The organism is Kribbella sp. NPDC026611, from assembly GCF_040638345.1.
In the GTDB taxonomy this organism is placed as follows: domain Bacteria; phylum Actinomycetota; class Actinomycetes; order Propionibacteriales; family Kribbellaceae; genus Kribbella.
Window position 1 is genome coordinate 212244 of the sequence record NZ_JBEZYC010000002.1, and the last position, 22060, is coordinate 234303.

Annotated in this window: 18 protein-coding genes and 1 pseudogene; 7 read left to right on the top strand and 12 right to left on the bottom strand. The window is 67.0% G+C overall.

Going from position 1 to position 22060, the window contains the following annotated elements; all coding sequences use genetic code 11:
* Positions 1-77: 77 nt before the first annotated feature.
* On the bottom strand, positions 78-1916 hold the full coding sequence (locus AB0E69_RS07160; RefSeq protein WP_360141002.1) for an ABC transporter ATP-binding protein: 1839 nt from the start codon (positions 1914-1916) through the stop codon (positions 78-80).
* A 188-nt stretch (positions 1917-2104) separates the two neighbouring features.
* Positions 2105-2608 (bottom strand): DinB family protein, encoded by a 504-nt coding sequence (locus tag AB0E69_RS07165; protein WP_360141005.1) that lies wholly within the window; start codon positions 2606-2608, stop codon positions 2105-2107.
* A 146-nt stretch (positions 2609-2754) separates the two neighbouring features.
* Between AB0E69_RS07165 and AB0E69_RS07170 the strand changes: the two genes are divergently transcribed.
* From AB0E69_RS07170 to AB0E69_RS07195, 6 genes are all read left to right on the top strand, one after another.
* A complete protein-coding gene (locus AB0E69_RS07170; protein ID WP_360141008.1) occupies positions 2755-3540 on the top strand; it encodes an ATP-binding cassette domain-containing protein in 786 nt (261 codons plus the stop codon).
* Positions 3537-4295 (top strand): ABC transporter permease, encoded by a 759-nt coding sequence (locus AB0E69_RS07175; protein ID WP_360141011.1) that lies wholly within the window; start codon positions 3537-3539, stop codon positions 4293-4295. The genes AB0E69_RS07170 and AB0E69_RS07175 overlap by 4 nt, the downstream gene beginning before the upstream one ends.
* Positions 4296-4310: 15 nt before the next feature.
* A complete protein-coding gene (locus tag AB0E69_RS07180; RefSeq protein WP_360141014.1) occupies positions 4311-5093 on the top strand; it encodes a MerR family transcriptional regulator in 783 nt (260 codons plus the stop codon).
* Positions 5094-5187: 94 nt separating this feature from the next.
* On the top strand, positions 5188-6012 hold the full coding sequence (locus AB0E69_RS07185; RefSeq protein WP_360141017.1) for an endonuclease/exonuclease/phosphatase family protein: 825 nt from the start codon (positions 5188-5190) through the stop codon (positions 6010-6012).
* The gene (locus AB0E69_RS07190; protein WP_360141020.1) at positions 6009-6836 is read left to right on the top strand and encodes an endonuclease/exonuclease/phosphatase family protein; all 828 of its coding nucleotides are present in this window, start codon (positions 6009-6011) and stop codon (positions 6834-6836) included. Before AB0E69_RS07185 ends, AB0E69_RS07190 begins: the two co-directional genes overlap by 4 nt.
* A gap of 42 nt (positions 6837-6878) precedes the next feature.
* Positions 6879-7601: a TetR/AcrR family transcriptional regulator C-terminal domain-containing protein gene (locus AB0E69_RS07195; protein ID WP_360141023.1), complete on the top strand. Its 723-nt coding sequence runs from the start codon at positions 6879-6881 to the stop codon at positions 7599-7601.
* Here AB0E69_RS07195 and AB0E69_RS07200 read toward each other — a convergent pair.
* Positions 7555-8103 (bottom strand): hypothetical protein, encoded by a 549-nt coding sequence (locus AB0E69_RS07200; protein ID WP_360141026.1) that lies wholly within the window; start codon positions 8101-8103, stop codon positions 7555-7557. The genes AB0E69_RS07195 and AB0E69_RS07200 overlap by 47 nt on opposite strands.
* A 126-nt stretch (positions 8104-8229) precedes the next feature.
* On the opposite strand from AB0E69_RS07200, the gene AB0E69_RS07205 reads away from it, so the two are divergent.
* Entirely contained in the window at positions 8230-10185 is a 1956-nt protein-coding gene (locus tag AB0E69_RS07205; RefSeq protein ID WP_360141029.1) for an amino acid transporter, read from the top strand.
* Here AB0E69_RS07205 and AB0E69_RS07210 read toward each other — a convergent pair.
* The 9 genes and pseudogenes from AB0E69_RS07210 to AB0E69_RS07250 all read right to left on the bottom strand — a co-directional run bounded on the left by AB0E69_RS07210 (position 10182) and on the right by AB0E69_RS07250 (position 22023).
* Complete coding sequence (locus tag AB0E69_RS07210) at positions 10182-12170, bottom strand: APC family permease (protein ID WP_360141032.1); 1989 nt, start codon at positions 12168-12170, stop codon at positions 10182-10184. The genes AB0E69_RS07205 and AB0E69_RS07210 overlap by 4 nt on opposite strands.
* Positions 12171-12239: 69 nt before the next feature.
* Positions 12240-12753: pseudogene (locus AB0E69_RS07215) on the bottom strand (response regulator).
* Positions 12754-12800: 47 nt separating this feature from the next.
* Positions 12801-13433: a K(+)-transporting ATPase subunit C gene (gene kdpC / locus AB0E69_RS07220; RefSeq protein ID WP_360141035.1), complete on the bottom strand. Its 633-nt coding sequence runs from the start codon at positions 13431-13433 to the stop codon at positions 12801-12803.
* A gap of 13 nt (positions 13434-13446) precedes the next feature.
* The gene (gene kdpB, locus AB0E69_RS07225) at positions 13447-15486 is read right to left on the bottom strand and encodes a potassium-transporting ATPase subunit KdpB (RefSeq protein ID WP_360142994.1); all 2040 of its coding nucleotides are present in this window, start codon (positions 15484-15486) and stop codon (positions 13447-13449) included.
* A gap of 53 nt (positions 15487-15539) precedes the next feature.
* The gene (gene kdpA, locus AB0E69_RS07230) at positions 15540-17201 is read right to left on the bottom strand and encodes a potassium-transporting ATPase subunit KdpA (protein WP_360141038.1); all 1662 of its coding nucleotides are present in this window, start codon (positions 17199-17201) and stop codon (positions 15540-15542) included.
* Entirely contained in the window at positions 17201-17290 is a 90-nt protein-coding gene (gene kdpF, locus AB0E69_RS07235) for a K(+)-transporting ATPase subunit F (protein WP_131283897.1), read from the bottom strand. The genes kdpA and kdpF overlap by 1 nt, the downstream gene beginning before the upstream one ends.
* A 215-nt stretch (positions 17291-17505) precedes the next feature.
* Positions 17506-18243, bottom strand: a complete 738-nt coding sequence (locus AB0E69_RS07240) for a GntR family transcriptional regulator (RefSeq protein WP_360141042.1) — start codon at positions 18241-18243, stop codon at positions 17506-17508.
* 70 nt (positions 18244-18313) lie between these two features.
* Positions 18314-19288: a glycoside hydrolase family 16 protein gene (locus AB0E69_RS07245; protein WP_360141045.1), complete on the bottom strand. Its 975-nt coding sequence runs from the start codon at positions 19286-19288 to the stop codon at positions 18314-18316.
* Between the two features lie 233 nt (positions 19289-19521).
* The gene (locus AB0E69_RS07250) at positions 19522-22023 is read right to left on the bottom strand and encodes an FtsX-like permease family protein (RefSeq protein ID WP_360141048.1); all 2502 of its coding nucleotides are present in this window, start codon (positions 22021-22023) and stop codon (positions 19522-19524) included.
* Positions 22024-22060: the final 37 nt, after the last annotated feature.

The following is a 22060-nucleotide window of genomic DNA, read 5'->3' on the forward strand; positions in this document are numbered from 1 at the left end:
GTCCACCCGCAATCGAGCGCGGACCACGATCGTTCGGCGAAATTAACTGACGACCGCGACGATGAACGACCGTTCGGTTATCCTCCGACGGCGAGTTCGTGTCGGCCGGCGTCGAGTAGGGAGGCGAACAGTCCACCTGGCCTGGTTCGAAGGTCCGCCGGGGCGCCTTGCTCGACCACGCGGCCCCTCTCGCCGAGAACGATGATGTGCGTTGCGGCCGAGACGAACTCCAGTCGGTGGCTCACCATCACTACCGTGCGACCCGGATCGGCCATCCATTCGGTCATTGGCCCGCGGACCTCCGCGAAAGTGAACGCGTCGACACCCGCAAGCGGCTCGTCCAGTGTGACGATCGGCGCGCGATCCACGAGGATCCGGGCCAGCGCCAGGCGTTGCTTCTGGCCTTCGGACAGCCTGGTCGCCTGCTGCCGTAGTACCTGCAAGGCATCGCTGTCGTTGCTCGCCAACCGGACTGTCCGCAGAGCCTCGCACAGCGACTCCTCGCTCGCATCAGCTGGAGCAAACAGGTTCTCCTGGACAGTTCCCTCGATAACGTGGCCGGTCTGGGACAAGTAGCTCATCTCCTGGAGCAGTTCCTCACGATCCCAGGAACAGGTCGACCTACCGCGCACCTTGACCTCGCCCCGATCCGGTGTCAGGAACTTGAGCAGCATCCGCGCAATCGTCGTCTTGCCGGCGCCGGAGCGGCCAACGATCAACGTCACGCCGCCGGTAGGGATACCGAACGAACAGTTCTCGACGGCGACCTCGTCGGGAACATACGCGAACGAGACGCCGGAAAACTCAGCCTCCCAGGACGAACTGCTGTCCGCCGTTGCCGGCCGCGTAACGGCGACGTCGTCGTTGGCCAGCAGGGCGAGCAAGGTCCGGGACGTAGACATCGAGCGCCGCACGTCGTCGTAACCAGACAGCATGTTCCGGATCGGGGTCATGATCCGGGCGAAGAGCGAGACGTAGAAGTACGCGTCGCCCACGGCATTGACGTTTGTCCCACGGGTCGCGGCGACCAGCACCACTCCGAGGATCGCGATCAGTCCCAGATCCTGGATGAAGTTGACCGATCCGATGTAGACGCTCTCCCGGACGGACAGATCCTTGTCGATCGTGCCCAGCTCATGACTCGATGTACCCAGACGCCCGATATACCGAGACTTCTGCTCATGAGCCAGCAGCACATCCCGGTTCGCCAGGACCTGCCCGGTGAACCCGAACAACTCGCGCCGGCGATCGTCGTACCGCTCCCGACGTTTGCTGAGGCGCCGGCCTTGGAGCCAACTGATCGCGGCGAGAACAGCAGTGACACCCAGGCTCAGCAGAGCGAAGCCGATGTTGACATCGATGAGTACGAGGAAGACAGCGACCAGACTGAAGAGATACTGCCCCGCCTCGACAAGGAACGCATAGGCGCCCGACACCGCGCGCGCTCCTTGTTGCACCGCCCCCGCCAGACCGCCCGGCTCGTCCTCGACCTCGACCGGCAGCGCAGAGTGTGTGAACGCCTTGCTGACACCTGCCTCGAACAGACCCGAGAACAGCCGGCGCGAGATGCTCTCCCGCGAACTCGTCGTCACGACGGCCAGCAGCACCGCCAGCAGACTCACCGCCACATAGGTGACGATCCCCCACCTGAACTCGACTCCGCTGAAGAGACGATTCGCAAGGTCCACCACCCAGTCGGAATCACTCGACCCCACACTCCCGAGCGCGCGTGACCAGATCGAGCCTTCGCCGCTCCCGTTCATCACGTCCGCCACCGCCGCGATGATCCGCGACTCGATCAAAGACTTGACCGTTGCGATCGAACCCGCGATGAAGGCACCGATGACCACGGCAACTACAGCCCGCTTCGACTGCACCAGCGCACGCCCCAAGTACCGAAGCGTCAGCTTCCACATAGCTCCCCCCACCCCAAATAGCCATTGCCCGCGTACCAGACATGGCCTCGCCCCCCAGCGAGTCGCACATGTCTACGGACAGTCAACACAGTGACGCACTCGCGTGATGTCATGTCAACGCACCGCCGATCACAACCTTCGCAAGCGACGGGCATGCGGGAGACGTCAAAGGTCAGAGGCGGTAGTCGCTAGCCGACGTTGCCGTCGATCGACTCGCGGAGTAGGTCGGCGTGACCGGCGTGGCGGGCCGTCTCCTCGATGAGATGCAACAGGACCCATCGCAGCGAGAAATGCTTGCCGCGCACCGGCTTGACCGACAGCTGGTCCAGGCTCGAGGCCCCCGCGACGATCGCTCGGCTCCGCTCGCACACCCTCCGATAGCGCTCGCGCAGCGCCTCGGGGTCGGCCTCCGCGGGTACCCGAAACTGCCAGTCCGGATCGGCGCTCCAGTCGGCATCCACAAACGGCTGGCTGTCGGGCTGCCCCAGGAAGTGGATCTCCATCCAGTCCTCCTCGGCGAGCGACAGGTGTTGGAGCAGGCCCGCAAGGGTCAGGGTGGACGGAGGATGGGAGCGAGACATCTGCTCCCGGTCCAGCCCATCGGTCTTGGCAAGCATTGCCTCACGCTGGCCGTCCAGAAACTCGCTGAGCAGCTGTACTTCGGTGCCGCCGGGTTCGGGATCGCTGTGCATCCGCTCACCCTACGGATCCTCGGCGGCGTGCAGGCAGACAGGTACCGCGTCGCGTCGGCTTGACCTTGACGTTGGGTCAACCCTTCATCCTGTGGGGCAAGGCCTTCCTCGGAGTGATGGGAATGGCTCCACAAAGGAGAGGGATGATGACGACGGTGGTCGAGAAGAGTCGGCAGGGTGCCGGGCCGGCGGTTCGGGTGCGGGGGCTGGAGAAGTCGTACGGGAAGCTGGAGGTGCTGCGGGGCGTGGACTTCGACGTGGCGCGAGGCAGCATCTTCGCGTTGCTCGGGTCCAATGGCGCGGGCAAGACCACGACGATCAGGATCCTCACCACCCTCCTGAAGGCCGACGCGGGGACCGCGGCCGTCAACGGCTTCGACGTCACCACGCAGGCCGCCGACGTACGCGGCTCCATCAGCCTGACCGGACAGTTCGCCGCGGTCGACGAGATCCTCAGCGGCCGGGAGAACCTCGTGCTCGTGGCCAAGCTGCGGCACCTCGCGGACCCGGGCGCGATCGCGGACGGCCTGCTGGACCGTTTCTCGCTGACCGAGGCGGCCACGCGCAGGGTGTCGACGTACTCCGGTGGCATGCGCCGCCGCCTGGACATCGCGATGAGCCTGATCGGGGACTCGCCGGTGATCTTCCTGGACGAGCCGACCGCGGGCCTCGACCCGGAGGCGCGGATCGAGGTCTGGCAGATGGTCAAGGAGCTCGCCGGTTCCGGTACGACGGTGTTGCTGACCACGCAGTACCTCGACGAGGCCGAGCAGCTCGCGGACCGGATCGCGATCCTGCACCAGGGCCGGATCATCGCCAACGGCACGCTGGCCGAACTCAAACAGGTCTTCCCGCCCGCCGAGATCGAGTACGTCGAGAAGCAGCCCACGCTCGAGGAGATCTTCCTGGCGATCATTGGAGACCGGCGATGAACACGTATTTCCTCAGCGACACCCTCGCCCTGACCGTTCGGACGTTGCGTCACATCACCCGCAGCCTGGACACGATCATCACGACCGTACTCACCCCGGTCGCGCTGATGCTGATGTTCGTGTATGTGTTCGGCGGGGCGATCTCGACCGGCACGAAGTACATCAATTTCATGCTGCCGGGCATCCTGCTGATCACGATCGCCTCCGGCATCTCGTACACGGCGTTCCGCCTGTTCATGGATCTGAAGAGCGGGATCCTCGAACGTTTCCAGTCGATGCCGATCGCCCGGTCGGGCCTGCTCTGGGCGCACGTCGTCACGTCGATGGTCGCCAACCTGATCGCGCTCGTGATCGTCATCGGCGTCGCGCTGCTGATGGGCTTCCGCTCCAGCGCCGGCGTCCCGGCCTGGCTCGCGGTGACCGGGATCCTGCTGCTGTCGACGCTGGCGTTGACCTGGCTCGCCGTGATTCCCGGGCTCACCGCGGGATCGGTGGAGAGCGCGGGCGCCTTCGCGTACCCGCTGATCTTCCTGCCGTTCGTGAGTTCGGCGTTCGTGCCGACGCAGACCATGCCCGGCCCGGTGCGGTGGTTCGCCGAACACCAGCCGGTGACGTCCATCGTCGACACGATCCGTGCCCTGTTCGCCCAGGAGCCGGTCGGCAACGACATCTGGACCGCGCTGGCGTGGTGCGTCGGCGTGCTCGTCGTGGCGTACGTCCTGGCGATGGCCGCCTATCGGCGGAAGTCCGCCTGAGGCAGGCTTGGGCACATGCTCACCATCAGCCAGCTGGCGACCTACGCCGGTGTGACGGTGCGGGCCGTGCGCCACTATCACAAGATCGGGCTGCTGCCGGAGCCCGCGCGCGACCGGTCCGGGTACCGGTCGTACGACTCGGCGGCCGTCGTACGGCTGATCCGGATCCACACGCTGGCCGACGCCGGCGTACCGTTGGCCCGCGTACAGGAACTCCTCGATGCCGCGCCCGAGCAGTTCGGGGACGGCGTACAGGAGATCGACAAGGAGCTGCGCGCGGAGATCCGGCGGTTGCAGGTCAGCCGCCGACGGCTGGCCATGCTGGCGGCCGGCGAACAGCTGGCGCTCCCGCAGAGCGTCGTGGACTACCTCGACCGGCTCCGCCGTGAGGGCGTCAGCGAGCGCTACCTCGAGATGGAGCGCGGCGCGTGGATCATGATCGCCGCGCAAGCGCCGGAGGCGATCGACGCCGTGATCGCCGCGAAGCACGAGCAACTGGAGGATCCCGATACGCGGAAGCTCTACAGCCTGGTGAGCGAGGCGGTCGACAATCAGGGCGACGATGCCTTGCTCGTCGAGATCGCCGACCTCCTGGAACGCCTGTACCTCCGCGCCGCCGAGGCCGGTCAGCTGGGAGACGAGCCCTTCGACGACCAACTCGTCGAGCTGCTGGACGCGGTCATGCTCGAGTCTGCACCCGAAGCAGCGCGCCTGCTCGCGATCATGGAAGAACGCGGCTGGAAGGGCTGGACCCGCATCGAGCGAGTACCACCGAGAGACCCCGACACCCAGCCCTGACCTCCTCGAGCACGCGGGCGGGCCGACCTGCTCGGTCTACTGAACTCGCTGTCGGTGGGTATTGAACGGTATGGACGTTGTTGACGGGTTTCGGGTGGCGACGCTGAATGTGTTCGGTTTGCGGGAGGACTGGCCGCGGCGGCGGGACCTGATCGCTGCGGGTTTCGCCGAGTTCGATCCTCAGTTGGTGGCGCTGCAGGAGGTAGTGAGCAACGACTCGGTGGATCAGGCCGCGGAGGTTCTGGCAGACGGGTACGAGATCGTCCACCACACCGAGCGCGAGGATGACGGGCAGGGTCTGTCGATCGCTTCGCGCTGGCCGATCGCGGCGACCCACGAGGTCGATCTGCACCTGGGGCCGCGTCCTGCCGGCTTCGCGTGCTCGGCCCTGGTGACCGAGATCGCTGCCCCGGAGCCCATCGGTCGCCTGATCTTCGTGAATCACCTGCCGGACTGGCAACTCACCCACGAAGCGGAAAGGGAGCGACAAACGGTCGCAGTGGCCAGGTTCATCGAAGGGCTGGTCGGCGACTCCCGTGTCCCCGTTGTGGTGGCCGGCGACATGGATGCCACCCCTGACGCGGCCAGCATCCGCTTCTGGATCGGTAAGCAATCTCTGGACGGAACCAGCGTCTGCTACCGCGACTGTTGGACCACGAGAAACCCGCAGTCGCCCGGCCATACATTCACACCGGAGAATCAGCTCACCACGACAGCAGAGATCGGTGACTGGGAGCTCGAGCTCGGCCGGCGCATCGACTACATCCTGGTCCGCTGCTCGGATCATGGTCCCTGTCTGGACGTCGTGGACTGCCGGCGACTGTTCGACAAGCCGTCGGGCGGTACTTGGCCCAGCGATCACTTCGGTGTCGGCGCGGTCCTGTCGCCGGTAACGCCCAGCGGCAGGCGGGTCCCGTGAACGCTGTGACAGTTGCCACGCTCAACGTTTGGAACACCAGCGGTGACTGGCCGGCCCGACGTACCGTCCTGAGGCGCGAGCTCTCCGGTCTCGCGCCCGACCTGATCACGCTGCAGGAAACCGTAGTGACCACCGACTACGACCAGGTACGAGACATCCTTCCTCCGGATTATCACGTCGTACATCAGCGCGCACGGCATCCCAACGGGCAGGGAGTCAGCACCGCGAGCCGCTGGCCGATCGGACGGGTCGAGGAAGTCGATCTCCAGCTCACGCCCCGCAGCGGTGATTTCCCGTGCACCGCGTTGATCACCGAGATCCTCGCTCCCCCACCCATCGGCCGGATCTGGCTTGCCAACCACTTCCCGGACTGGCAGCTCGACCACGAAGCGGAGCGGCGTACCCAGGCCGTGACGACCGCGCGGATCCTCAGCGCCCTCGCCGCTGAGACGCCAGGACATGTCCTCGTCGCCGGCGACTTCGACGCCGAACCAGATGCCGACAGCATCCGGTTCTGGACCGGGAAACATGTCATCGACGACGTCAGCGTCTGCTACCGCGACGCCTGGGCAAGCACTCACCCCACCGACCCAGGCCACACCTTCGTCCCAGACAACCCGAACAGCGCCGACTGGGACTGGCCGTTCCGCCGCATCGACTACATCCTGGTCCGCTGCGGCGCCCACGGCGGCCCCACCCTCGTGATCGAAGACTGCCGCCAAATCCTGCACCAACCCCACAACACCGCCAGCGACCACTACGGCCTAGCCGCCGTACTTCGCCCTCCTGCCGCACGCGACACAGCCCAAGGTTCAGGCAACTAGTCGGCGGGCGGCGTGAGGGTGCGGCGCCGATAAGGTGGGGAGATGCCGCGTGACACCTTGAGTCGGGAGCAGATCGTGACGGCGGCGGTTGGGGTTTTGGATGTTGAGGGTGTTGATGGGTTGAACGTACGGCGGCTCGGTGCCGAGTTGGGGGTTGCGGCGACCGCGATGTACTGGCACATCAAGAACAAGGACGAGCTGATCGTGCTCGCCGGCGACCAGGTGTGGAACGAGGTCGACCTGTCGGAGCCGGAGGGGCCGGACGAGCCGGGTTGGCGGGCGGCGGCTGGCGCGGTAGCGGCGAGTATCTACGCGATGATCAGCCGGCATTTCTGGCTGGTGCCTCTGATGGGAACCCACCTGATCTACGGACCGGGCAAAGCCCGCGTCGACGACCATTGCCTCGGGATCTACGAGGACGCGGGCTTCGGTCGGCGCGGCGCTGACGAGGCGGCTGCGACTGTGTTGATGTACGCCATTGGCGCCGTCCAGGGACAAGCCTCCGAGCGAGCCTGGCAGGCCCGGCTCCGCAGGTTGGGCGCCGACCAGGAACGGGAACTCCGCGAGCTCGTCGATCAGATCAGCACCGTCGCGCAGGACTTCCCACGGCTACGGTCGCGGCTGCTGCCGACCGAAGTACCGGAGCAGGGAGCCGATCAAAGCCTGTTCACGGTTGGCTTGGACATCGTCCTGGACGGCCTGGAAGCACGCCTCGCCACTATCCGAAATGAGCACCGGCCGCCGGGGTCGCGAGCAGAACGATGACCAGCGCCGAGCCGACCGTGGTCAGCGCGAACCTGACGTACTGAACGGGCCGAAGCCAGCCGGGGAACTCGCCGCCGGCCGCGTCGACGATCGCTTGCGCATCGAGATTGCGAACCGCAGGATCGCTCGACCGCCGGAAGGCAGCCTGGGTGAAGCGAGCCGCCAGAATCTGCCCGGCGGTGATGAAGCCGCCCGCGAAGAACAGCAGTCCCGCGAACACCCACGAAGCGATCCTGGCCGGGCCCACGCCCGCCAGATCCAGACCGGCCAGTACGAACAGCACGGCCGCGATCCCGAAAGGCAGCAGCGCCTCGCTTGCCGACTCCTTGAACCGCACCCGATGCTCGACCAGTACGTCGCTCTCCAATCCTGCCTTCAGCACTTCCCGCTCCGCTGCACGTTCTGCGGCCTCTCCATAGCGGAGTGCAGCCACGGGCACCACGCAGAACGTCAGCCCGAGCAGCACGAGCACGACAACGGACACCACCACCGCGACCGGCATGCGGAACGCCCTCCACTCGACTTTATCTAAGTTCAAGTCGAAGGATAACGTGAGCTTGGCCGACCTGGCGTTAGAGACGCGTTAGAACCATCCGCCCTGGTCGTGCGGCTGGCTAGGCTCCGCCCGGTGACAGAAACGCGGGAGACCGACACGGTCGGAGCGGCGCCCATGCATGGACGGTTCGTCAGCTGGCTGCTGCACGATCGGCCGGCTGGACATGCCGGACCGCATCGACCCACGCCCCACCCGACCCACCCCTGGTGGAAGGTCATGTGTCTGACCGGCGTCGACTACTTCTCGACGCTCGGGTACCAGCCGGCCATCGCGGCTGCGGCCGTCGGCCTGCTCTCACCGATCGCCACCTTGGTCCTGGTCCTGCTCACGCTGTTCGGCGCGCTGCCGGTCTATCGGCGCGTGGCCGCTGAGAGCCCGCACGGCGAGGGGTCGATCGCCATGCTCGACCGGCTGCTCGGCCGCTGGAAGGGCAAGTTCACCATCCTCGTCCTGCTGGGCTTCATGGCCACCGACTTCATCATCACGATGACGCTGTCGGCGGCCGACGCGACCGCGCACGTGATCGAGAACCCGTTCGTCCCGCACTGGTTCGAGGGCAAGGAGGTGATCATCACCCTGGTCCTGCTGGCCCTGCTCGCCGGCGTGTTCCTGCGGGGCTTCGGCGAGGCGATCGGCATCGCCGTCGTCCTGGTGGTGCTGTACCTCGGGCTCAACGTGATCGTCGTCGGCGACGCGCTCTGGAACGTGATCACCGCGCCCGAACTGGTCACGAACTGGCGTGGCATGCTCACCACTGAGCACTCGAACATCTGGGTGATGATCGGCATCTCGCTGGTCGTCTTCCCCAAGCTCGCCCTCGGCCTGTCCGGGTTCGAGACCGGGGTCGCGGTGATGCCGCAGGTGCAGGGCGGCGCCGGCGACGACCCGGCCCGGCCGGCGACCCGGATCCGGAACACCCGCAAGCTGCTCACCACCGCCGCACTGATCATGAGCGGGTTCCTGATCACCAGCAGCTTCACCACGATCGTGCTGATCCCCGCCGACGACTTCAAGGACGGCGGCCAGGCGTCCGGACGGGCGCTGGCCTTCCTGGCGCACGAGCACCTCGGACCGATCTTCGGGACCGTGTACGACGTCAGCACGATCCTGATCCTCTGGTTCGCCGGAGCCTCGGCCATGGCCGGCCTGCTGAACATCGTTCCGCGCTACCTCCCCCGCTACGGCATGGTCCCGGACTGGGCTCGGGCGACCCGGCCCTTGGTGATCGTGTTCGGCCTGATCGCGTTCGTCATCACCCTGCTGTTCAAGGCCGACGTCGACGCGCAGGGCGGTGCGTACGCGACCGGCGTACTCGTGCTGATCCTGTCCGCCTCGATCGCGGTCACCCTGTCCGCCCGGCGGCGCGGGCAGAAGGTGCAGACCGTCGGCTTCGCCGTGATCAGCGTGGTCTTCCTCTACACGGCGATCGCGAACATCATCGAACGGCCGGACGGCGTCCAGATCGCCTCCTTCTTCATTGTCGCGATCATCCTCACCTCCCTGATCTCCCGCGCCACCCGCTCGCTCGAACTGCGTGCCACCGAGGTGCGTTTCGACGAGGCGGCGTGCCGGATGATCTCCGCGGCGGCCGTGGCCGGCGAGCTGCGGATCATCGCGAACGAGCCCGACGACCGCGACGAAACGGAGTACCAGGAGAAGGAGGCCGAGCAGCGCGAGGTCCGGAACCTGCCCGAGGGGCTACCGATCCTGTTCCTCGAGGTGACGCTGACCGACGCCTCCCAGTTCGAGACCGAGCTCGACGTCCGCGGCGAGGAGCGGTTCGGGTACCAGATCCTCCGGGTCGAGAGCCCGAGCGTGCCGAACGCCATCGCGGCCCTGCTGCTCAAGATCCGCGACGACTGGAAGGTCATGCCGCACATCTACTTCGCCTGGGCCGAGGGCAACCCGTTCCACTTCCTGCTCCGGTACCTCGTGTCCGGCGCCGGCGACGTACCACCCGTCACCCGCGAGGTCCTCCGGCGTGCCGAACCGAACCGTTCCAAGCGGCCCTGGGTCCACGTCGGCTAGCGTCGGGCCGAACTCGCAACCGTCTCCTGGGTACGGCGATGGTCGAGCGCCGCACCTTCCACTCTGCGGGCTTCGAGGTGCTCGGCCGAGCCGAGTTGCCACGGCACGTTGATCACCATCACGCCCGGCTGGAACAGCAGCCGGGCCTTCAGCCGCAACGCGCTCTGGTTGTGCAGCAGCGCCTCCCACCAGTGCCCGACGACGTACTCCGGAATGAACACCGCGATCAGGTCGCGCGGACTGTTCCGCCGGATGTCCTTCACGTAGCTGAGCACCGGCCCGGTCACATCGCGGTACGGCGAGTGCAGCACCTTCAACGGCACCGGCAGCGCCCGCTCGCTCCACTCCTGGAGCAGGAGGTCGGCGGCCTCGTCATCGGTGTTCACGGTCACGGCGGTCAGGGAGGTCGGGCGCGTCGCCCGCGCGTAGGCGATCGCACGCAACGTCGGCGTGTGCAGCTTCGAGACCAGGACGATCGCGAAGACCCGGGCCGGCAGCGTTACCGCACCCGGACTCGGCCGTAGCTCGGTCGCGACGCGATCGTAGTACCTCCGGATCCCCTTCATCAGCAGGAAGACCGCCGGCATCGCGAGTACGACGATCCACGCGCCGTGGGTGAACTTCGTGATCAGTACGACGACCAGGACCACCGCGGTGAAGACGGCACCCAGCGCGTTGATCGCCCGGGACCGGTGCATCGATGCCGTGGCGGTCGGCTCGCGCAGCGCGCGGGTCCAGTGCACGACCATGCCCGCCTGGCTCAGGGTGAAGGAAACGAAGACCCCGATGATGTAGAGCTGGATCAACCGCGTCGTACTGGCGTCGAACACCCAGATCAGCAGGCCCGCCAGCGCCGCCAGGATCACGATGCCGTTGCTGAACACCAGCCGGTCGCCGCGCCGGGCGAACTGGCGCGGCAGGAACCCGTCGTGCCCGAGCAGCGATCCCAGGATCGGGAAGCCGTTGAACGCCGTGTTGGCGGCGAGCACCAGGATCGCGGCCGTGAATGCCTGGACGGTGAAGAACCCGATCGAGTGGTACCCGCCGAACACCGAGCCCGCGACCTGCGCGATCACCGTGCGCTGCTCGTATCCGGCCGGCGCACCGGTGACCCGGCCGGGATCGGCGGCTACATGCACGTGGGACACCAGGGCCAGCGCAGTGATCCCCGCGAACATCACGACCGTGACGGTCCCCATGATCGTCAGCGTGTCGGCCGCGTTCTTGCTCTTCGGTGGCTTGAAGTTCGGCACACCGTTGCTGACGGCCTCGACTCCGGTGAGCGCGGTACACCCGGAGGCGAACGCCCGCATCGCGAGCAGTACGACGAGCAGGCCGCCGGTGTGGCCCGCCGACTGGATCCCGTACGGCGCGGACTCGGCCTGCGGCACGTCGCCGGTGAGGATGCGGATCAGCCCGACCGCGATCATCGTCAGCACGATCGCGATGAAGCCGTACGTCGGGATCGCGAACGCCGTCCCGGACTCCTTGACGCCACGGAGGTTCATCAAGGCGAGGACGGCAACCAGGCCGATGGAGACCGCCACCGCGTGCGGACCCAGCTGCGGGAGCGCGGACACGATGTTCTGCACGCCCGCCGCGACCGACACGGCAACCGTGAGAACGTAGTCGACCAGCAATGCGCTCGCCGCGACCAGCGAGGCGTTCCGCCCGAGATTGGCGCGGCTCACCGCGTAGGCACCGCCGCCGCTGGGATACGCATGGCAGGTCTGCCGGTAGGACAGCACCACGACGATCAGCAGCGCGGCGACCACGGCGGCGATCCACGGCGTCAGGTGCAGCAATGCCAGGCCGCCCAGACTCAGCATCAGCAGGATCTCTTCGGTCGCGTAGGCGTTCGACGACAGCGGATCGCTGCAGAACACCGGCAGGGCCAGCTTCTTCGGCAGCAGCGTCTCCCCCAGTCGCTCGCTGCGCAGCGGGCGTCCGAGGAGGAACCGCTTCGGCAACTCGTGCAGCTTCACAGCAATACTGAAGCATCGCGAACTGCCGAGAACGCCGTTCCTCACACGTTTCTAACGACGCCTCGGCACTCAGGGTTCGAAGCGGTAACCCATGCCGGGTTCGGTCAGCAGGTGTTTCGGACGGGCCGGGTCCTGCTCCAGTTTGCGCCGGAGCTGGCCCATGTAGAAACGCAGGTTCCCGCCGGCTGTCTCGTAGCCGGCACCCCAGACCTCGGTCAGGAACTAGTGTTGGGACAGCAGTACGCCGCATCCGCGCCAGCAGCTCGTCGATCCCGAACGGCTTGGTCACGTAGTCGTCCGCGCCGGCGTCCAGCGCCTCCACCCTGTCGGTCTGGTCGGTCCGCCCGGACAGCACCAGGATCGGCGCATCGGTCCACCCGCGCAGGCCGCGGATCACTTCCACGCCGTCGAAGTCCGGCAGCCCGAGGTCGAGGATCACCAGCTCCGGCGGATGCGGCGCCGCTACCTCGAGCGCCTCGCCGCCCGTCGCGGCTGTATACACGTCGTACCGACGGGCCTTGAGGTTGATCTGCAGGGTTCGGACGATCTGCGGCTCGTCGTCGACCACCAGCACCGTTGTCACTCCGTCGCTCCTTCAGCCTTTCGCCGGACCGCCCCTGTGCTCTCAGCTCAGGCCAGCGCGGCGAGTGCGGCGTTGAGTTTGACCACGTTCACGCGCGGCTCTCCGAGGAAGCCCAGGGTGCGGCCTTCGGTGCTGGCCTTCACCAGCGCCTGCACCTGGTCCACGGACAAGCCTCGCTCGCGCGCGACCCGGTTCACCTGGAGAGCGGCGTACGCCGGGCTGATGTGCGGGTCGAGCCCGCTGCCGCTGGCGGTGACCGCGTCCGGCGGTACCTGCGACGGGTTGACGCCCTCGAGGGCCGCGACCGCCTTACGCCGCTCGTCGACCGCGGCGAGCAGATCGGCGTTGTTCGGACCGAGGTTCGAGCCGCCGCTCGCCATTGCGTCGTACCCGCTCGCCGACGGACGGGTCTGGAACCACTTCGGGTCGGCGACCATGATCGCCTTCCCGTCGGCGTCCTGCTTGCCGCTGTCCATCGTGTACGCCTGGCCGATCAGGTCGGAGCCGACCGCCTTGCCGCCGACCTTCACGATCGAGCCGTTCGCGTTCCCGTGGAACAGCACTTGAGAGACCCCTGTCATCACCAGCGGGTAGGCGATGCCGAGCACGACGGTGAACACCAGCAGGGCCCGGATCGCGACCCCGAACTGCCGTACCGAGCTCGGGAGATTGCTTGCCATTGGCACGTACCTTTCAGCGCAGCCCGGGGATCAGCGAGATCACCAGGTCGAGGAGCTTGATTCCGATGAACGGGCTGATCAGGCCGCCGGCGCCGTACACCAGCAGGTTCCGCCGGAGCATGGCCGAGGCGGACGACGGCCGGTACCGGACGCCGCGCAACGCCAGCGGGACCAGCCCGACGATGATCAGCGCGTTGAACACGATCGCCGACACGATCGCCGACTGCGGCGAGTGCAGGCCCATCACGTTCAGCTTGTCCAGACCCGGGTACGCCGCCGCGAACAGCGCCGGCAGGATCGCGAAGTACTTCGCCACGTCGTTCGCGATCGAGAACGTGGTCAGCGACCCGCGGGTGATCAGCAACTGCTTGCCGATCTCGACGATCTCGATCAGCTTGGTCGGGTTGGAGTCGAGGTCGACCATGTTGCCGGCCTCCTTCGCGGCCGACGTACCGGAGTTCATCGCCACGCCGACGTCGGCCTGGGCCAGCGCCGGCGCGTCGTTGGTGCCGTCACCGGTCATCGCGACCAGCCGGCCGCCCTCCTGCTCCTTCTTGATCAGCGCCATCTTGTCCTCGGGCGTCGCCTCGGCCAGGAAGTCGTCGACCCCGGCCTCCTCGGCGATCGCCTTCGCGGTCAGCTGGTTGTCGCCGGTGATCATCACGGTCCGGATGCCCATCGCGCGCATCTGGCCGAACCGCTCCCGCATCCCGGTCTTGACCACGTCCTTCAGGTGGATGACGCCGAGCGGCCGGGCCTTGCCGTCTATGCTCTCGGCAACGACCAGCGGCGTACCACCGGAGGCCGAGATGCCGTCGACGATCTCCCCCAGCTGCGCGTCGGTACTGCCGCCGTGCTGCTGGATCCACGCGTTGACCGCACCGGCCGCACCCTTGCGGACCTGCCGGCCGTCCACGTCCACGCCACTCATCCGGGTCTGCGCGGTGAACTCGACGAACGTTGCGTGCGGCAACTCACCGGTATGCCGCTCGCGCAGCCCGTACCCCGTCTTCGCGAGTACGACGACCGACCGGCCCTCCGGCGTCTCGTCGGCCAGGCTGGACAGCTGCGCCGCATCGGCCAGCTCGGTGTCGGTCACGCCCTGCACCGGGATGAACTCCGCCGCCTGCCGGTTGCCCAGCGTGATGGTGCCGGTCTTGTCCAGCAGCAGGGTGTTCACGTCACCGGCGGCCTCGACCGCGCGGCCGGACATCGCCAGCACGTTGCGCTGCACCAGCCGGTCCATGCCGGCGATACCGATCGCGGACAGCAGCGCGCCGATCGTGGTCGGGATCAGGGCGACCAGCAGGGCCACCAGGATCACGATGTTCAGGTTCGTGTGCGCGTAGGTCGCGAAGGTCGGCAGCGTCGCCACCGCGATCAGGAACACGATGGTCAGGCTGGCCAGCAGGATGTTCAGCGCGATCTCGTTCGGCGTCTTCTGCCGGGACGCGCCCTCGACCAGCGCGATCATCCGGTCGATGAAGCTCTCACCGGGTTTGGTGGTGATCTTCACGACGATCCGGTCGGACAGCACCTTGGTGCCGCCGGTGACCGCGCTGCGGTCGCCGCCGGACTCGCGGATGACCGGGGCCGACTCGCCGGTGATCGCCGACTCGTCCACACTGGCCACGCCCTCGACGACGTCGCCGTCGCCGGGGATGATCTGCCCGGCCTCGACGACCACGAGGTCGCCGAGCTGGAGCTGGGTGGCCGGCACCGGTTCCTCAGCGCCGTCCGCGGTCAGTCGGCGGGCGGTGGTCTCGGTCTTGGCCCGGCGCAGTGTCTCGGCCTGGGCCTTGCCGCGACCTTCGGCGACCGCCTCCGCGAGGTTCGCGAAGATCACGGTCAGCCAGAGCCAGACCACGATCCACCAGACGAAAACGCTCGGATCAGTGACGGCCTTGATCGTGGACGCGGCCGCGCCCACCTCGACCACGAACATGACCGGGTTTTTCACCATTACCCGCGGGTCGAGCTTCTTCACCGCGTCCGGCAGGGAGGTCAGCAGCAGCTTCGGGTCGAACGCACCCGACGCCGCCTTCTTGGCCACCGTGTCCGCAGCCTCTTTCGAGGGCGGGGACGATGGGGTCTTCACGATCGTGGTCACAGTCCCTCCGCGAGGGGTCCGAGAGTGAGTGCGGGGAAGTAGGTCAGGCCGGTCACGATCAGGACGACACCGACGAGCATCGTGACGAACAGGGCCTTGTGGGTGGGCAGCGTGCCCTGGGTCACCGGCACCGGCTGCTGTTTGGCCAGCGATCCGGCCAGGGCGAGTGCGAACACGATCGGCACGAATCGGCCGAGCAGCATCACCAGCCCGAGGGCGGTGTTGTAGAACGGGATGTTTCCGCTCAACCCGGCGAACGCGCTGCCGTTGTTGTTACCGGCCGAGGTGAAGGCGTACAGCACCTCGGAGAAGCCGTGCGGGCTGCCGGTGTTGAGGATCGACGCCCGGGCCACTGCGAGGCCCATCGCGATCGAGGCGCCGACCAGAACCACGGTCGGCGTGGTCAGGATGTACAGCGAGACCAGCTTCATCTCGCGTGCGGTGATCTTCTTCCTCAGGTACTCCGGTGTCCGCCCGACCATCAGGCCCGCGACGAACACCGTGAGAATCGCGAGGATCAGCATGCCGTAGAGGCCCGTCCCGGTACCGCCGGGTGATACCTCCCCCAGCATCATGTGGAAGAGCGCCGTACCGCCGCCGAGTGGGGTGTACGAGTCGTGCAGCGAGTTCACCGCGCCGGTCGACGTACCCGTGGTCGAGGTCGCGAAGAGCGCGGACGCCCATTCGCCGAAGCGGGTCTCCTTGCCCTCCATCGCGGCGCCGGCGGCCTGGGTCGCCGTACCCGCGCCCTGGTTCTCGAAGAAGGTCGCCGCGAAGGTGAAGGCCGCCCACAGCGTGCCCATCACGCCGAGGATCGCGTAGCCCTGCCGCTTGTCGTTGATCATCAGGCCGAAGGTCCGGGTGATGCACACCGGGATCACCAGCAGCAGGAAGATCTCGAACAGGTTCGACAGCGGGTTGGGGTTCTCGAACGGGTGCGCGGAGTTGGCGTTGTAGAAGCCGCCGCCGTTGGTGCCGAGCTCCTTGATCACCTCCTGGCTTGCCACCGGGCCGCCAGGGATCGTCTGGGTCTGACCGACGACGGAGGCGACCTCGTGGCCGCCGGAGAAGTTCTGTACGACGCCCATCGCGACCAGCACCAGCGTGCCGATCACCGCAATCGGCAGCAGGATCCGCAGCGCTGTCCGGGTCAGGTCGACCCAGAAGTTGCCGATCCGATCGGTCTTGGAGCGGGCGAAGCCGCGGATCAGGGCGACCGCGACGGCCATCCCGACGGCCGCGGAGAGGAAGTTCTGCACCGCGAGGCCGGCGAACTGGACCAGGTGGCCGAGCACGGCCTCGGGGACGTAGTTCTGCCAGTTCGTGTTCGACACGAACGAGGCCGCGGTGTTGAACGCCAGGCCCGACCCGACGTTGGGCAGGCCGAGGGACAGCGGCAGCCAGTGCTGGATCCGCTGCAACAGGTACAGCAGGACGACGCTGACCGCGGAGAACGCGATCACCGAACGCGCGTAGACCGCCCAGGTCTGGTCGGCCTTCGAGTCGACGCCGAAGAGTTTGTAGGCCCCGCGCTCGATCCGCAGGTCCTTGCCGGACGAGTAGACCCTGGCCATGTAGCCACCGAACGGGCGGTAGGCGGCCGCCAGGCACGCGAGGAGCAGGCCGACCTGTAACAGGCCGGCGGCAGTGTCGGACATCAGAACCTCTCGGGGAAGACCAGGGCGGCGATCAGGTAGAGGACCAGCGCAACGGCCACCACCAGGCCGGCGATGTTCTCGGCGCTCACAACTTCTCCACTCCACGCAGCGCGAGCCAGATGGCCGCGAACACGACGACGGTGACGGCCAGGTAGATGACGTCAGACATGACCCCACCACCCGACGGCAAAAGTGCTCATGCCTTCACTTCACACCTCTGCCTGCACCGTCAGAGGTCTTCTCACAGACCTCTCGCAAACCCCCGCCGACCTCTCATAGCCCTCTCACGAGGAGGTTCGGGGGGCTACTCCGCGTTGGGAGGATTGGCTGGCGGTTGGGAAAGGGTCAGGTGGGTTGTGATCTGGTAGCGGTCGCCGCGGTAGGCGGCGCGGGTGAATTCGAACCGGCGGCCAGTCTGGTCCCGGGTGGTTCGCTCCAGTAGCAGGATCGGCGCTTCGAGGGTGAGGCCGAGGAGGGCGGACTCGGTGGCGTCGGCCGCTGCTGCCGCCTGCGTCTGTTCGGCGTCGGTCGGGATCACGCCGTACTGGTGTTCGAGCAACGCGTAGAACGAGTTCTGCTCGATCGCCTGGACGTCGAAGTCGGGAACGAGCTCCTGCAGAACGTGGATGGTCTCCAGGCAGATCGGGTCGTCGTTGACGAAGCGTTGCCGGGCGATCCGCAGTACGGCTGTGTTCGGTGGGACCCGGAGCCGACTGCCGACCAGGGTGCCGGCTTGAATCGTGCCGTGGCTGAGAACCCTGCTGGTCCAGTGCCCGGGTGCTGTCGGGTACGTCGCTCCGTGGGTGCCGCTGATCTGTTGAGCGACCTTCGGGCTACCGACGAACATGCCCCGGCCATGCTCGCGAACCAGCCAGCCATCGCGGACCAGGTCGTCAACTACTGCGCGGAGAGTCGGTCGGGAGATCTCGAGTTCGGCCGACAGTTGGCGTTCGGACGGGATCGATTGACCAACCGATCGTGATTCGATCAGCCCCAGCAGGTGCTCGCGCGCTCGATCTCGCTTTCGCAGGCCGCCTGCCACGAGAACCCTCCTTGGTTACACCGGAAGGTTTCGTATGGTACGCCGCTCAGCCAGGCCGGCTCTCCAGAGCTCAGTGTTCCGGTGGCTGGTAGTTCTCGCAGCTCCCGGCGTTGCTCAAGGAGTCCTCGTAGGTGGTGTCGTGCTTGCGGTACTTCGCCACGCGGGCGTCTGCCTGCGTGGGCGAGACGGTCTCGTTCTTGGCGTAGTACGCCCAATCGACCTGCTCGCGGTACTCGCTGGTCGACGTGCCCTGGTGCCCGTCCAGATCGATGAACCACAGGTTCCAGTTCATGCTCATGTCCTGGCGCGGCAAGACGGTGTTGCCGTCCTGGTCGACGGTGTGGTCGGCAGTGAGCTTGCCGTCGATGTAGTACCGCACGTGGCCGTTGCCGACCTGCGTGACATAGGTGTGCCAGCCGTCGAGCGACCTGTCCTGGCGGCTCTCCGCGGTGCGTGCGTCCCACGGGTCCTCGCGGAAGGTGTGCCAGCTCGTCTGGAAGTTGACGGGGCCGGTCTCTCCCCAGCCTCCGTTCGGCAGATACTCCGTGAAGTCGAGTTCGCTGTAGATCGGGTCGTAGTCGAACCTTGTCGGGCCGATCGCGAACGCGGTCTCGTTGATGTGGTCGCCGTCCGTTCCGGTGGCCGGCTGGTCGGCGTACCGGACGCGGGTCGCGTAGGTGCCGTTCCGGAGATTCATGGTTGTTCGGCGGAGTTCGGCGTTGGTCGTACCGGCGGTTGTGCCGTCGGTCGTCGCCCGGAGCTGAGCGACCTTCTGACCGCCACTGGTGACGAAGGTGACGTTGCTTGCCGGCCAGGCCGTTCCCGGCACGCCAGGGCCACCCATTTCACTCCGTGCATTCCAGCCGTGGTCAGCGAGAGCAGGGTCGGTGGCTGCCTTGTACTGGAAGTCGTCGAACAGCGCGCCGCAGGTGCCTGACCCGCGGTCTGCCTGATCGGTCGAGCCGGCAGCAGCGGAAGCGCCGCTCACCATCAAGGCGATCGACGCGGAGGCGGCAAGGAGGAGGGTCGTTCGCTGACGTGACATGGCTCTTCGGATCTCCTTCGCGGCAAGGATGGGCGGAAGCCCGCGTCCTGGTCGAGCATGAATGCCGCCGGAGTGAACTGCAAGAGTTCTGACGAACTTTTCGAATGGACCCAACATAAGCAATGTTCGACCTTGCGCACTGGTAAATACCAACAATTGCTGCTGGCGATTTATTAGCGGCTGTAGCCAGCCCCGCTGCCCGGGCCGGCCGCCGCGATGGTATTTACCAGTTGCTATTCCCTGGTGCCGGCTTGGGTGAGGGGAGCTTTGCGGAGCAGGTGGGTGATGGGGAGGATGGTGGTGGTCATCGCCAGGAGGGTTGCACCGCCCAGTACGGCCAGCCAGCCGGCTGCGGGGATGTACGGGAGGGCACTGCCCGTGATGGTGCGGAGTACTGCGGTCAAGGTGACGGCTGCGATGGTGGTGCCGATCGCCAGGGCGACGCCCAGGAGGGCTGCTTGTTCGGCGTTGACCATTCGTTTGAGTTGGCGTTTGGTGACGCCAGTCAGGCGCAGGACTGCCAGTTCGCGGCGGCGGGCGAGGGCGGCCATGATCATCGTGTTGGCGGCGGCGAGGGCGGCGTAGCCGATCATCACAGCGATCAGGAGTTTGTTGAGCCAGGCGCTGATGGCCAGGTCCTTGCCGATCTTCACCGCGCGTTGACTGGTGGGGATCAACGTCGCGCCGGGGATGTGGACCGTGGACGAGGCGCGGATCAGTACTTCGTCGGGTGCGCCGCCGGTGGTCGACCGATCCAGAACGAAGTCGCCGAAGGCGAGACCGCGGGCATAGATCGCGGCCACTCGCAACGTCTTCGGTGTCCCGTCGGCCAGCCAGAGGGTGGCAGTGTCGCCGACCTTCCAGCCCTGTGCGGAGGCGCGGGTCTCGGAGACCGCGACGGAGTCGCGGTTCAGGTCTGCCAGGGAGCCTTTCTTGATCTCGAGGTCGATCGCGGTGGCGTCGGACGGGTCGATCGCTTGGGCGGCGACGGCTTCGACGCCGTCGAGGATCTTCACGATCACCGAGGTACGCCGTACGCCGGTTGCCGCTTCCACTCCGGGGACGTTGCGGACCTTCGCCGCGGCGTCCACCGACAGGCCCGTCGGTGACACCAGGGTGTACTGCGCGAGCGTGCCGGCGCGGGTCTGCGCCACGGTCTGCCGCTGCAAGTTGTCCTGGAGGAACCACACGGAGCCGCCGAAGCCGACGGTCAGGACCAGCGCCGTGAGCACGGTCGCCGTCCCGCGCGCGTTCGCCTTCAGATTCTTCGCGGCGAGGTATCCGCTGTTGCCCCAGCCACGGCGAAGAAGAGGATCGAGCATCCCGGCCGCGCCACGGTTGATCCAGGGTGCCAGCAGGGCGACGGCGATGACGAAGAGGTACAGCATGCTGATCGCGCCGGCGAGTGCCGCCTGCCCACCGACGCCGACCGCGACGGCACTGGACGATACTCCACCGATCAGCGCGGCCAAGCCGAAGCCGAGGCGGACCCTGCTGCTTCGCGCCGGTTCGACTGCCGCGTCGGTCAATGCTTCGACCGGTCGGATGCCGGAGATCCGACGTGCGGCCAGCAGGGCTGCAGTCACAGCGAGCAAGATGATCAGAAGTGCGGCGGCCGGAGCCGCCAGGATCCCGATCGCCAGCGGGAAGTCGGCCGGTACGAAGGCCCGAGCGACGAGTTGGTCGCCCATCCACCGGCTGGCCAGCAGCCCGGCGGGGATACCGACGATCGAGGCGATGCCACCGAGGATTGCGGCCTCTGCCATCAGCATCCGCCGGAGCTGACCCGGCGTGGCGCCCGTTGCCCTCAGCAACGCCAGCTCGCGACGGCGGCTCCGGATCGACAGGCCGACCGTGCCGGCCACGACGAAGACGATCAGCATCACGACGTAACCACCGAGCGCCGCGCCGACCTGGATCAGCAGGTCTCGGGCCGCAGACAAGTCCGACCGTTCGACCATTCCCCGATCACCGTCGACGTACGACGTCGCGGACGCCGAGGTGGCAATCTTCTCGACGGCCGAGGCGACAGCTGCTCGATCGGCGTGAGCGGACTCGACGACGGCGATGACATCTACCTGACCGGGATGCGGGGCGAGCGCAGCCGCCCCGGCGTCGGTGAAGAACACGCCTGGAGTATCACGTCTGGATGTCGGCGCTCCCGCGGGGCTCTCGGCGATTCCGCTGACCGTGTAGCGGTGAGCGATCCCGTCGATCACCAGCTCGATCGGATGACCGATTTTGAGCGAACCGCCGGGGACCAGGCTTCGGTCGACCACGATCTGATCGTTCGTTGCAGGTTTGCTCCCGGCAACCAGCTTCGACTGCGCCAGCGTGGTGACGCTCCAGGGATGGCCGATCACCTGGCGACCAGCGGCGACAATCGGGATCGACTGATCAGGAACGACCTTGGCAATCCCCGGCACGCTCCGGAGCTGACCGACCAGGCCGACCGGGACGGTGCCGCGCTCGGGGAGGGGAACCGTCGTGGTGTTCGTGTCACCACCGAATTCCTTGCTGGTGAAGGTGATGTCGCGTTTGGCGACGACGAGATCGGCAGCGCCGTACAGGTGCGACTCGGGTTTGTGGCGAAGGCCCGACTCGACCAGCGCGCCCGTACCCGTCAGGATCATGACGCCCGCGGCGAGCCCGATCAGCGTCGCGAGCACACTGCCCGGTCGCTGCCGGAGCAGGCGGAGAGCCAGCCCGGTCATGCCGCTCCTCCACCCGGTCATGCCGCTCCTCCACCCGGTCACGCCGCTCCCCCATCCG

Excerpts from the sequence above, each read along its gene's own strand:
- AB0E69_RS07170 (WP_360141008.1), top strand. The coding sequence starts at position 2,755 with ATGACGACGGTGGTCGAGAAGAGTCGGCAGGGTGCCGGGCCGGCGGTT.
- AB0E69_RS07195 (WP_360141023.1), top strand. The coding sequence starts at position 6,879 with ATGCCGCGTGACACCTTGAGTCGGGAGCAGATCGTGACGGCGGCGGTT.
- AB0E69_RS07200 (WP_360141026.1), bottom strand. The coding sequence starts at position 8,103 with ATGCCGGTCGCGGTGGTGGTGTCCGTTGTCGTGCTCGTGCTGCTCGGG.
- AB0E69_RS07245 (WP_360141045.1), bottom strand. The coding sequence starts at position 19,288 with ATGTCACGTCAGCGAACGACCCTCCTCCTTGCCGCCTCCGCGTCGATC.
- AB0E69_RS07180 (WP_360141014.1), top strand. The coding sequence starts at position 4,311 with ATGCTCACCATCAGCCAGCTGGCGACCTACGCCGGTGTGACGGTGCGG.
- kdpC (WP_360141035.1), bottom strand. The coding sequence starts at position 13,433 with ATGGCAAGCAATCTCCCGAGCTCGGTACGGCAGTTCGGGGTCGCGATC.
- kdpA (WP_360141038.1), bottom strand. The coding sequence starts at position 17,201 with ATGTCCGACACTGCCGCCGGCCTGTTACAGGTCGGCCTGCTCCTCGCG.
- AB0E69_RS07165 (WP_360141005.1), bottom strand. The coding sequence starts at position 2,608 with ATGCACAGCGATCCCGAACCCGGCGGCACCGAAGTACAGCTGCTCAGC.
- AB0E69_RS07175 (WP_360141011.1), top strand. The coding sequence starts at position 3,537 with ATGAACACGTATTTCCTCAGCGACACCCTCGCCCTGACCGTTCGGACG.
- AB0E69_RS07160 (WP_360141002.1), bottom strand. The coding sequence starts at position 1,916 with ATGTGGAAGCTGACGCTTCGGTACTTGGGGCGTGCGCTGGTGCAGTCG.
- AB0E69_RS07250 (WP_360141048.1), bottom strand. The coding sequence starts at position 22,023 with ATGACCGGGTGGAGGAGCGGCATGACCGGGCTGGCTCTCCGCCTGCTC.